The organism is Pedobacter sp. ok626, assembly GCF_900100435.1.
Classification (GTDB): Bacteria; Bacteroidota; Bacteroidia; order Sphingobacteriales; family Sphingobacteriaceae; genus Pedobacter.
Window position 1 is genome coordinate 1 of the sequence record NZ_FNEX01000002.1, and the last position, 12,879, is coordinate 12,879.

Here is a 12,879-nt window from a genome sequence, read left to right on the forward strand (position 1 = left end):
GTGAGGGATTCTGAACATTTTAATAAACCTAAAACGGAACTCAAAGCAATATCCACCAATTTACAGGAGGAATCTTTTACAATTGCGCAAATTGAGCAGGAACATGAAAAAGTGAAAAGCGGAGCAGATTTCCCTAAGTACATTCAAGCGATCAAAAAATCAGGAGTAGAAGAATTTGTGACCTTTGTATCCGATAGCCATACCCAGTATTTTGGGCATAATGGCCATCAGCTCAGCTCCAAGGCAAAGTATGAACCGTTAGTCGTCGCTGCTGTAAGTCATAAGAAAAAGTTTACGAAGTATTTGAAAATGCATCAGGCAGGGAAAACGGATTACCTCAGTTTTTGCAGGCATTGTGCAGAAACAGGAATCGATAGATGGATAGTGAATTTATCATTGATGACTTGCACTTATTATGATCAGAAAGATCAGCTCATCCTGACAGAATCGATCCCTAATTCCGAATAAAAAAACATTAATGCCCCAAAAAGTCTTTAAACCAAAGTCCGGAGTCTTTAACTGTACGCTGCTGCGTTTTAAAATCAGTATGTACCAATCCAAATCGAGCATTAAAACCTTCCCCCCATTCAAAGTTATCCATTAGTGTCCAGGCCATATAACCAGTAATAGGAAGCCCTTCTCGCTTTGCCTTTAGCAAAGCCGCTAAATATTGCTCAAAATAAGCAATACGATCTTGGTCATGAACCTGCTGGTTAATAACCTTATCGTGATAAGCCGCGCCATTTTCAGTGATCATTATAGGAGGAATATTTGGATAGGCAGCAAATTGTTTAATGATGTTATAAAAGCTGTTGGCATTAATTTCCCAACCCATTGCTGTATGTGGTTTTTTGCGGCTTTTAGCCTTTACTTCCCAGGCTTGCACCACAGGAATGAAAGCATTGTATTTTATAGTTAAAGGGAAATAATTCTGTAGACCTATAAAGTCGAAATCAAAAGTAAGCCGTTCCGTATGTCGCCAGGTGGAGTGCTGGATGGAAAACTTTTCCATCACATCCCAATTCGCCGTAGGATAGCCCATCCCTAACAGCGGTTCGATAAACAAGCGATTCATCAGACAATCTACCCGCTTAGCAGCCAATATATCCGAAGCACTTTGCGTATAAGGGATTATCTCTGAACAGGAGAAACTAGTTCCTATATGTGCGTTTTTGACTTCTGACCTTAAGATTCGACCGCCATCTGCCTGCGCTATGGCAGCATGATGAACAGCAGAAAAGAAATTGGTTAGGCCAGTTTTTCCCGGCGCATGAACCCCCAACATATAACCCAAGGACGTAAAACCAAAAGGCTCATTCAATACAATCCAGTTCTTTACCTTATCCCCATATTCCTTTGCACAAATAGAGACAAAAAGATTAAAGCTGTAGTTAATAGAAAAAGCGGTCCAGCCACCTTCATCTTCCAATGCCTCGGGTAAATCCCAATGATACAAAGTAACATAAGGGACAATACCTTGTAATAAACATTCATCAATTACCTGGTGATAGAACTTAAGCCCTTCCTTATTGACGTCTCCCTTGCCAGTTGGCAGAATACGAGGCCATGAAATGGAAAAACGAAAAACACCGAACCCCAACAGCTTAACCAGCGCGATGTCTTCCTTGTAATGGTGATAAAAATCACACGCTACAGTCGGCTGATGCCCCTTTTTAGTTTTTCCAGATCTTTTAGAGAAAGTATCCCAGATAGACAAACCTTTCCCATACCCCTCCGCAGCACCCTCAATCTGCGCTGCCGCTGTAGCCACTCCCCATAAAAAATCCTTTCCAAAATCAGATGCCTTGATCATATCATTTCTGTATAAAGGGCAATATGCTAATCACTTATTAAGTTAGTGTTAAGTCTATTCCACAGCTCATCATTTTTATATACAACATATCGTAATAAAGTTTAATTTACAAATACGAAATCACGATCGCTTCATCTCAATTGAAAATCAAATTATAACCCAATGAAAAGTATATATTCAACAATAGCTTTAATACTACTAGGTAGCACTTTGTTTGCCCAGGAACCTATTGGAACATGGTATGGCACATTAAATATTCAGGGTACTTCGTTACCTCTGGTTTTCCATATTACCAAAACTGGAAGTGAATATGCAACAACAATGGATAGTCCTCAACAAGGTGCAAAGGGTATGCCTACCAGTAAAACTACTTTTACAAATAAGACTTTAACCGTTGAGGCATCAAGTATTGGAATGAAATACACAGGAACTTATGTACCTGACAGTAATAAAATAAATGGAACATTTCAACAAGGTCCGGTACATACTGTATTAGCGCTGAGCAATAAAGCCGAAAATGCACTCGCAGCCCCACAAACAAGACCTCAGGATCCCAAAGATTTTCCTTATAAACAAGAAGAAGTAACCTTTACTAACACCACTGGCGGCAATAATCTTGCTGGGACATTAACCTTGCCTGCCAACGGCAAAGCTGATAAAATTGCAGTCTTAATAACCGGATCAGGTCCGCAAAATCGGAATGAAGAGCTTTTTAATCATCGTCCATTCCTTGTACTTAGCGATTACTTGACCAGACAAGGTATTGCCGTACTAAGGTATGACGACAGGGGGATTGGCAAATCAACTGGAATTTTTTCAAAAGCAACTACAGCCGACTTTGCAGATGATGCAGAAGCCGCAGTAAAGTACCTACTTTCCAGACCCGATCTTAAAAATATGGCCATTGGCCTTATAGGACATAGCGAAGGTGGTATGGTTGCACCAATTGTTGCCAGTCGCAATCCAAATGTAAAATTCGTCGTTTTAATGGCAGGTCCGGGTATTCCAATAACACAACTACTCTCCAGGCAGATTGGCGATGCGATGAAGCTTTCAGGCGCTCCTTCCGATGAGGTAGCACAAAAAATGGCAAGCAATTTAAAAGTGTTTACAGTGATGAACGATGTTAAGGATCTTCCATTACAACATGCAGCGCCCGAAGTTGAGCTTGCTATACGCAAAGAACTCGATCTGGAGCCGCTAGAAAAATTGGATAGAACGGCTAAAGAATCCATTGTTCAACGAACCCTCAATCAATACAAAACACCATGGTTTAGGTATTTCATAAGTTTTGACCCTGCAATTTATCTGACTAAAGTAAAATGCCCTGTTTTAGCGCTTAACGGTACCCTCGACTTCCAGGTAGAAAGTACTGCAAATTTAGCTGGTATTAAAACCGGACTACAAAAAGCTGGCAACAAACGTTTTGAAATTGTTCCAATGGAGGGATTAAACCATTTATTCCAAAAAGCAAATACAGGGGCAGAATCGGAATATGGAAATATTGAAGAGACGCTTAACCCTGCGGCCCTTCAAAAAATTTCAAGCTGGATAAATGGTATATAATAAACGGGCGACAGCTTAATTCAAGCTTAAACCGATCTGTTTTAGTAAAATTGCCGCATTAAAAGTTGTACAAGGGCCATGCTTTATTTTATAATCGAAATTCATTTCCCCTTCAGTGATCTGTATATCGAAATGGTAGTTTCTAACTTGAGTTTTATGATCAGCCTCCATTTCAGACAATTGTAAATCATGTGTAGCAAATAAGGCGGGAGTTTTTTGCTCAATCAACTTCTCTATAAAAACTTTTGACCCCAGATATTTATCCTTACTATTTGTTCCTCTAAGCATCTCATCAATTAGTACAAAAGAATTTGGATGGAGTTGTATGGCATCTAAAATCATCTTAAGCCTGTTTAATTCGGCTTTAAACGTTGAGGTTTGATCATTTAATGAATCTTTGATTCGCATGTACGAGAGAATCTTAAAAATGGACAGCGACATTTGTTCAGCACATACAGGAGCACCAGCAAAAGCCAATGTCATATTAACCCCTACAGTTCTCAGAAAAGTACTTTTACCAGCCATATTAGACCCGGTCACAATGTCGACAGTAGGTTCGGACTCAAGTTCAAAGCTATTGTATACCCTTACCTGCTCTGGGATCAGCGGGTGCCCCAGGGCAGTAGCTTTTAAATGAAAAGCAGCTGCGATTTCAGGGAAATTCCATTCCGGTTGATTATGGGCTAGCGTAGCAAAAGAGATCAGCTCTTCAAACTTGCCAATCCGGTTCATCCCTTCTATCGTTTCCTGCGCCGATTGATCATGCCAATTGCATAAAGAAATCGAACATCTTAAATCCCAAAGGGCAAAGATATTTAGCGCTATGCCTACAACTATATTAAGTCTGGCATCAAATGCCTGGATAATCGAAGAAAGTTTAAGAATCTGTTTACTAATAGGCACAGCAGTCTTTCCACCGACAAAGAACCGTTGAATGTAAGTGCTTTTCCAGGTCACATCTTCGGTCCACTTCACAGTATCCGCAAACGCGTTTAACAAACTGGATTCTTTGCTAAAGCCATTATGTATCAAATTAATGTGACGCATGTTAAAAATGATTAAGCTCGCATTGAACAATGCAACAGCTCCAAAGAGTTGCCATACCCATCCGCCAAACACATTACCCAATATAAATATGCCAATCGTAATAAAAGGAGCAAGCTGAACATACAGACGTAATGTTTTTTTACGGGTAAATTTTAACTGCTCAGGCAGCTGGTCCTGAAGCTTATTGATGATCAACTGCAGTTGTCCCGGTTTATGATTCTGAAGCTCTGCCCGAAAATGGAAAGTCTGGTCAATATGGCCTTTTAATTCGATAATCGCTTCCTGTCTTTGTTCGATGGTTGACTGATCATTGGGCCTGTTTAGGTTCGCAGCCAAAATATCCATCCCCTGCTGTATATTACAGCGATTAATAAATGAATACAAAGACCCCTGACCAAAAATATCTAAGTCAGAAGTATAAGGATGGTACTCATCTGCATAATCTTCCCCATTGTTGTAACCATTTTTTCCACCAGTTAGGTGATTAATCTCATTTTGATAAACCCATAACAACTTACCAGCATAAGTCAATTGTTTTTGTACAGCAACTTGTTTTTTTACAAGAAATAGAAATACAATCAACGGAATAGCTAACAACACTGCAAACGGCCATATAAAACCAAAATTAATGATCAGCGCAATGATTAGAATTTCCGTGATAAATAGGCCCAACCTGGAAAGAGAGATCTTATTTAACTTACGTTTGAGGTAATCAACCTCTGTTTGCTGTTTGTCTGCATTATTTTGATAGTCGGCTAAGATGCTATGTTTTGTTTTTACCATTATATTTGAGGTTCCTTAATAATTTATGTGCTAGCCTTTGACTTGAGTCAAGATTAGATGTTACGAATTGTTTAGATGATAAAGATAAAATAAATGAAGATCACTTTACTGGTTGTAGGTAAAACAGAAGATAAGTACCTGATTGAAGGCATTGAGAAATACCTGAACAGATTGAAACATTACATTAGTTTTAACCTGTTGGTTATACCCGAAATAAAAAACACCAAAAATCTAAGCGAGGCACAGCAAAAATCAAAAGAAGCAGAGCTGATTCATAAACAAATTAGTAACCTTGACACTGTGATTTTAATGGACGAAAAAGGAAAGAAGTATACCTCGGTGGCTTTTTCAAATTATTTAAACAAACAGATGATTGGCAGTGTTCAGCATTTGGTATTTATTATCGGTGGGCCTTATGGCTTTGACGAAAGCATCTATAAACGCGCCAATGGCAGCATGTCGCTTTCAGATATGACCTTCTCCCATCAGATGGTGAGATTGTTCTTTGTAGAGCAGCTTTACAGGGCATTTAGCATATTAAAAGGTGAACCCTATCACCACGAATAATTTAAAATTACTTTGTGGAAACTGAAGCCGCAGCACATCATTAAATAAAAGGAGGTTATTATGCGTTTACCGTCGGATTATAAAAGGGAGTATAAATTTAAAAGCGATAAAAAAAGAGATAGGATGAATTATATCATTGCGATCATCATATCGGCCATCGCATTTTTGCTGATTTGGTATTTATTTTAAATCACAGATTGGCTGCAAAAACAAAAGGATACCTTTTGGGTACCCTTTTGTAAATGATCAATATCAATTAAGGCTAACTAAACACCTTTTTTACTTGTCATGGCAGCTTTTTTAGCTGGCTGAGCGGTTTTGCTTGGTGCTTTTGCATTTGATGGCTTAACGGCAGCTTTAGGTTTTTTATCTACCTCTGCTTTTAATGCTTCGTGTTCCTCGCTTAATGCAGGAGCTTCTTCAGTAAATAAAGGCAGGTCTTTAAGAATATGGAACCAGCTTACAATTTTCTTCATATCTGAAGTGTAAACTTTCTCTTCATCGTGACCTGGTGCTACTTCCTTAAAAAATGTTTTTAGCACTGCTGGTTCTGCCTTTGCATCAGGAACATTTCCTTTAGCTGCAACCATATTTGCTAAAACATCAATTAATTTTAAATCATCATCCTCACCGTATACTGTAATATCTTCCAATGACGCCAATTTAGTTGAAGTCATATTGGCTATAATTTTAACTTTCTGTGCGTCCAGACTTTCAAGAACATATCCTGCTTTATTCTGACCAACAAGTTTAAACAACCCTGGTCTTCCAGATACTGCTACAATTCCTCTTAAATTCATATCGTTTGTTTTTGAGAAGCCTAGAATTAATCTTCTATTACTTCAATGCTTAAAATCTTATCGCCTTGTTTAATTTCGTCAACAATATCAACATTCTCGATCACTTTACCAAAGCAAGTATGGTTTCTGTCAAGGTGTGCTGTATTGTCTCTGCTATGGCATATAAAGAACTGTGAACCACCAGTATTTCTTCCGGCGTGAGCCATAGATAATACGCCACGCTCATGGTGTTGGTTTTCACCTGTTAATTCGCAATCAATTTTATAACCTGGGCCACCTGTACCTGCTAAGTGTGCTGTAGCAGCATCTTTAGAGTTAGGGCATCCTCCCTGAACAACGAAATTAGGGATTACCCTGTGGAATGTTACCCCGTTATAAAAACCTTCGTTAGCTAATTTTTTAAAGTTGGCAACTGTATTTGGTGCATCTTGATCGTAAAATTGAACGGTCATGTCACCTTTATCTGTTTTAATTATTGCTTTGCTCATGATAAAATTTTATAAACGGCAAACTTAGAGAAATTTGCGCTGATATGCAAAAGAGACAGTGTTAATCAAAAGGAAGGCGGACCATTCACAAAAAACTAAACCTCTGACAATATGCCAGAGGCCCAGAATCAACATTAACCATCAATATATAGACTATTGAGAGATTACTTTAATTGTGTACGCATTTACATTTTTACCTGTTTGAGAGGTAATAGTGTACACTTTTGGGGAAGACAGATTGGTATAACCACCCATTACCGGCCCCACCTTCGCAAATTTAGACTGGCTAGACAGGATACAACGGATATAAAGATTCGTTAGATCTGTACCTGCTTTTACAGTTACATTAATAATTAATGGGGTACCGGCAACATCCAGCCTTTCCAGACCGGTTACCAGATCGACAACTGTTTTAGGAACAACCGGCTTTACTGCAGTCACATCTTTACCGCTAGCATCTAACAAGGTGATATCCTGTATAAAGGCCTGATCAGTCTGACCACTAATTTCAGGACTGGGCGTTTTTGAACAGCTGCTACAGATTGTGATGAAAAGAAATAAGAGGAATATATTTTTAAAGTTCGTTTTCATGATTTAATTTAATAAGGTTACCATCCAAGGTTTTGTTCAAGATTAGGATTTGTTGCTCTTTGTGTGCTTGGTATGGGCATATAATACATGTGAGGCAGAAACACTGATGGTTTTGGATCTACCACTATGCGTTCATATTTCCAGGCAATAGGCGTCGTAACCGGGGTGGTAATATCTGTGGGAAGTGTTACTCCTGCTGGTAAAGAAATTTTCATACCAGTATAGCGTCGGCCATTTAACACTTTTGGATTTTCAGCTATTTTCCAGCGACGCAGGTCCCAATAGCGCTTCATTTCATAACAAAGCTCTACATAACGTTCATTCCGCACTAGCGTACGCATAGAATCTTGCGTAATACCCGACCCAAGATCCGTTAAAATACCTGCCCGTTTTCTAATGGCATTTACAGCACTGTAAACAGTCGGATCCGGTCCTACCGCTTCATTTTGAGCTTCAGCATAATTAAGCATGATTTCCCCAAGCCTGATTTCGATCCAGTTTTGATCGCTACCTTTACCCGAACTATAGCCCTTATTGGTTTCATCTACTCCTTTACGCTGGTAATAACCTGTTGTTGTACAAAAAGAATTACCAATACCATCCCGATGTCCAACATAACTATATTGTGTCCTTCCGCTGAACTCTGCTCCATTGTAAACAATAGTTGCATAAAACCGTTGATCACGACCAACATATGGATTCGTTTCAGTATAGCCAGAACCAGGTTGATAAATAGTTTTTCCATTAGCCATTGGGAAAGCATCGACCAACTCTTGTAAAGGACATCTTTTAGGGCCTATACCAATGGCAATTGATAGCGGCTTAGCCTGAGCATCCCAACCATGTTCTTTATCAGGCTTACGATATTGCACTTCAAAAATTACTTCACTATTGCTTTTATCCAGCATAATTCGTCTTACATCTGGGTATAATGCATAACCCTGCGCTCCTGGAATATTCATCACATCCAATGCCGCTTTTGCTGCATCTGCCCAACGGCTCTTGTCATTGCTGGTATTGTAAAGCTGGCTCGCATAAAAAAGCAAGGCTCTGGATTTTAAAGCCATGGCAGCACCTTTTGTAGCCCGACCTGTTGCGATTTTATCTTTGTAAGGTAATAAGGCCGCAGCCTCATCCAGCTCTTTAACAATGAACTTATAGCACTCGTCCGTAGTGTTTCTTTTTACGAATAAATCTTCATCACGAGTTTGCGGCTCAGTAATAATAGGTACTCCGCCATAACGTTTCACCATATCAAAATAAATAATGGCACGTAAAAACTTTACTTCTCCCGTATATTGGTTTTTTAAGTCCTGGCTTAGACTCGACTTTTCTTTTATGCCCTTAAGAAACTCATTCGCTTTTCTCACATCGTCATAAGCCCAATAATCGAAGTAATTTGAAGATGGCGTCCATGTACCTTGTAGTATGTTGAAAGGATTACCTGTTGATGCGCCGATACGAGTTTCATCCACAATGTTATCCACTATTGGTGGATTTGCATTATCAAATCCAGGTCTACTGGCATAAATATTATCCAGAAATAAACGAGTCAGATTCGGATCTTTCCAAACATCTTCTTCAGGGAATGAGGCCAGATTTTTTTTGTCTAGTATATCCTTATCACAGGAAATGAATAGGCCACATATTACCACAAGGGATATTAAATATCTTAAATTTTTCATAATCTTAAAAAGTTAGGTTAACACCTATGTTGTAGTTTTTCTGTTGCGGGTAATAGTTACCGGCACTGTTGGTAGTGGGCGTTACTGTAGCGGAAGCCAAAGCAGCACTACCAGGTGAGACTGCGCCTTTAGCATCAACTTCTGGATCGAACAATTTAAACTGACTAATGGTAAACAGGTTATAGGCAGCGAAATAAAATCTTAATTTCTCAATTTTCCATTTTTTAATCCCTGGAATGGTATAACCAAATTGTATAGACTTTAGGCGCACATAACCTGTTTTTCTTAACCAGAAATCGGAGTCTTTATTGTTATTAGGATTAGCATCTATCCAGGCCCTGGGATATTCAGCACCGGGATTTTGTGGACTCCAATAATCATTTAAGTAAGCGAAAGAGTTAGAGTTACCGCCATTGTTAAACATATTGCGCGCAGTACCCGTCATAAAAAAATCGCTTTTGGCGGCACCCTGAAAAAGTGCTGCCAAATCAAATCCTTTCCAATCTGCACTTAAAAATAGACCAAAAGTAAATTTAGGAATGGCACCATCATTGGATATAACATCAATATCCGAATCATCAATAACCCCATCACCGTTCTTATCCACATATTTAATGTCCCCAGCGGCCGTAGTATTGGTTTGAAAAGGAGAGTTTTTAACTTCCTGATCGGATTGAAAAATACCTGCTGAAGTTAGCCCATAACGGTAATCTAACCCCTTTCCAACACGCCTTTTGTATAAAGGATCGCCCGCTGCATCGTCTAATACGATACCAATATTTTTGGCGTAAGCCATATTGGCCTTTACTGATAAGTTAACTTGATTGATGCGACTGCTATGAGACAAAGTGATCTCATAACCTTTATTGTCTGCAACCGCATAATTTTCTGAAGGCATTTTACGACCAAAGGTTCCCGGTATTGACAATATCCTGGGTTGAAGTATATCAGAAGTACGTTTGTAAAAATAATCAAATTCAAAACCTAGTTTACCATTAAAAAGAGTTCCTTCCAGACCAACATCAACAGTTTTCGCCCGTTCCCAGGTAATATTTGGATTTGGATAAACACCATATATCAATGTTCTTTCAATATCGCTGTTGTTAAAGATAGCTATAGGGCTTCCCTGTGTGCTAAACTGATCTGTGTACTGGTATGGATCTACCCTATCATTTCCCAATATACCGTAAGAAGCTCTTAATTTCAGGTTATTGATAAAGCTTAAAGCCGGGTTATCCTTTATAAACCCTTCCTCAGAGATGCGCCATCCTGTGGATACTGCTGGAAAAAAACCATATCTTTTTCCTGGAGGAAAAATAGTAGATCCATCATATCTGAAAGATGCTTCAAAAAGATATTTACCCGCATAAGCATAATTAACCCTTCCCACAAAACTTTTTCTGCCAGTCTGCGTAGCCGTCCCATTATTATCTTTATTGGTATCCCCACCTGCAAAAAGTTGATCGATCTCGTTAGAAGGAAAATCAGTACGATAGGCATTGAACTTATCCATATTACCCGATGCCTGTTCATACAGGAACAAAGCTGAGATATCGTGTTTAGCAAAACTTCTTTGGTAATTCAATGAAAGATTGATGGTACTACTTACAGGCTGTTCAAAACTCTCATTGAGTTCTGTTTTAGTTAGATTTTTCCCAACGACCTTTGTTCCTATAATTTTTCCTGTAGCATCTTCATCATACATGGTATAAGGAAGGTCAAACTCTTTAAGGAATTTATAACCCTTAATGTAATTGAACCGGCCAGTCAAGGATAAGCCCTTAGTAACAAATGGCATATCTTGTTTAAATCCAATGGTACCCGACAACGAGTTGTTGTTGTCGTGGATATAACCTGAATTGTTAATATCCAGAACCGGGTGTTCACCAGTGGTATTTTTAGGGAGGCCATCTGGATAGAAAGCATTAAATACCGGATTCTGTCTGATTACGTGGGCAAAAATATTGACATCCGTAAAAGAAGGGCTATTGTTAACTGTATTTTGGGCATCAATATCGACAGACATCGTTAAATTCTGATTGATCCTTGCATCTACGTTAGACCGGAAATTATAGCGTTTGAAGTTAATGTTATTATACATTCCATCCTGGTTGGTATAGCCTCCAGAGAAAAAGTACTTGATATTTTCCGAACCTCCATCAACATTAATATTGTGCTGCATCTGCACCGGATTCTTTTTGAAAGATATGGCGTACCAATCTGTTCCTACGCTACCGTTCTTAAAATCCTGTAATTGCTGATCAGTATAGAATAATGGATTGCCAACTGGATTTGCACCATTGTTTAAACGAGCTGCATTATTGGCAGTAGCGTATTCATAAGCATTCATCAACTTAGGGTAAGTAGTTGGCTGCTGAGTACCTACATAACCGTTATAACTAAACTTAGGCTTACCAATATGTCCGCGCTTAGTGGTTACCAAAATTACACCATTGGCGGCCCGAGCGCCATATACTGCTGCCGCAGCCGCATCTTTTAGGACGGTAATGCTTTCTACTTCATTAGGATCTAATTGATCGAAACCACGTACAATTCCATCTACAACAATCAGCGCTCCGCTGTCGCCAAAGGTACTTTTACCGCGAACCGAAATAGTAGAGCCAGAACCTGGTCGTCCACCACCATTAACTACGGTTAAGCCGGGTAATAGACCCGCAAGCGAGTTGGATAAATTTGAGGTAGGTGCTTGTTTAACTTCGGCAGATGATATCGAAGAAATCGCTCCTGTAACGCTTACTTTTTTCTGGGTACCATAACCAACAACCACAACTTCAGTAAGTGCAGGATCCGCGTCTTGTAAAACGACATCTATTTTATCCCGGCCATTAACAGCGATGGTTTGTGTAGTAAAGCCGATGTAACTAAATGTAAGTGATACATTATCCTCGACACTTATTTTATAAATACCATTGTCATTTGTAGTCGTTCCTATTTTTGAATTTGGAACCTGAATATTTACACCCTGAAGGGCTAGTCCCTTTCCATCCGTAACACGTCCTGTTACCGTTATGAGTTTTTGAGCCTGGGGACTAACCGCCAAGCGCTTACGCACAATAACAGTTTTTTCATTAATGGTATAGGCCACAGGCTGACCGGCAAAGCATGCTTCCAATGCCTCTGTAAGCGGTGCATTGGTTACATCAATATCAACAAGGTTGGCTTGCTTTAGCATTTGAATATTGTAAAGGAAGCTGTAGCCGCTTTGCGCTTTAATTTTTTTAAATACTTGATAAAGCGTTGCATTATTCAGTTTTAAATTAATCTTTTGCGCAAACCCACTGGCACTGACCTGCATGATTACAGTTATCAATAAAACGGTTGTGAGTTTCATAATCAACAGAAGTTTTTTTGCAATCCGGGTTCTGTGTGCGTCGTTCAACGCAGCATAAAATTTCATATATTTGGTTATTAAGGTTAAAATATAAGTGGTTGTCACAATCAGTTGGCTGTATATTAACCTTTACATAGCCGGGGGCGCCGCAAACGCTCCTGGTTTTTTGGTTAAAAGGCCTTTAGGT

Annotated in this window: 10 protein-coding genes; 3 read left to right on the top strand and 7 right to left on the bottom strand. The window is 39.2% G+C overall.

Annotated features, from left to right (window positions below; all coding sequences use genetic code 11):
* Positions 1-468 (top strand): DUF1398 domain-containing protein (locus BLS35_RS02140; protein WP_254778618.1); only part of this gene is annotated, 468 nt, incomplete at its 5' end.
* A 7-nt stretch (positions 469-475) separates the two neighbouring features.
* Here the strand turns inward: BLS35_RS02140 and BLS35_RS02145 are convergent.
* Positions 476-1,813: a GH1 family beta-glucosidase gene (locus BLS35_RS02145; protein ID WP_090777361.1), complete on the bottom strand. Its 1,338-nt coding sequence runs from the start codon at positions 1,811-1,813 to the stop codon at positions 476-478.
* 162 nt (positions 1,814-1,975) lie between these two features.
* Here BLS35_RS02145 and BLS35_RS02150 point away from each other — a divergent pair, with 162 nt between their 5' ends.
* Positions 1,976-3,379 (top strand): alpha/beta hydrolase family protein, encoded by a 1,404-nt coding sequence (locus BLS35_RS02150; RefSeq protein WP_090777363.1) that lies wholly within the window; start codon positions 1,976-1,978, stop codon positions 3,377-3,379.
* Positions 3,380-3,394: 15 nt separating this feature from the next.
* Here the strand turns inward: BLS35_RS02150 and BLS35_RS02155 are convergent, their stop codons facing one another.
* Entirely contained in the window at positions 3,395-5,209 is a 1,815-nt protein-coding gene (locus BLS35_RS02155) for a MutS-related protein (RefSeq protein WP_090777365.1), read from the bottom strand.
* A gap of 93 nt (positions 5,210-5,302) precedes the next feature.
* Between BLS35_RS02155 and rlmH the strand changes: the two genes are divergently transcribed.
* On the top strand, positions 5,303-5,776 hold the full coding sequence (gene rlmH / locus BLS35_RS02160; protein ID WP_090777367.1) for a 23S rRNA (pseudouridine(1915)-N(3))-methyltransferase RlmH: 474 nt from the start codon (positions 5,303-5,305) through the stop codon (positions 5,774-5,776).
* Between the two features lie 266 nt (positions 5,777-6,042).
* Here the strand turns inward: rlmH and BLS35_RS02165 are convergent, their stop codons facing one another.
* From BLS35_RS02165 to BLS35_RS02185, 5 genes are all read right to left on the bottom strand, one after another.
* Complete coding sequence (locus BLS35_RS02165; RefSeq protein WP_090777369.1) at positions 6,043-6,576, bottom strand: DUF5606 family protein; 534 nt, start codon at positions 6,574-6,576, stop codon at positions 6,043-6,045.
* Between the two features lie 26 nt (positions 6,577-6,602).
* A complete protein-coding gene (locus BLS35_RS02170) occupies positions 6,603-7,064 on the bottom strand; it encodes a peptidylprolyl isomerase (RefSeq protein ID WP_090777371.1) in 462 nt (153 codons plus the stop codon).
* 153 nt (positions 7,065-7,217) lie between these two features.
* The gene (locus tag BLS35_RS02175) at positions 7,218-7,655 is read right to left on the bottom strand and encodes a hypothetical protein (protein WP_090777373.1); all 438 of its coding nucleotides are present in this window, start codon (positions 7,653-7,655) and stop codon (positions 7,218-7,220) included.
* A 17-nt stretch (positions 7,656-7,672) separates the two neighbouring features.
* A complete protein-coding gene (locus BLS35_RS02180) occupies positions 7,673-9,340 on the bottom strand; it encodes a RagB/SusD family nutrient uptake outer membrane protein (protein WP_090777375.1) in 1,668 nt (555 codons plus the stop codon).
* A 4-nt stretch (positions 9,341-9,344) separates the two neighbouring features.
* Positions 9,345-12,692, bottom strand: coding sequence for a TonB-dependent receptor (locus BLS35_RS02185; protein WP_207909102.1), 3,348 nt, complete (start codon positions 12,690-12,692; stop codon positions 9,345-9,347).
* Between the last annotated feature and the right edge of the window lie 187 nt (positions 12,693-12,879).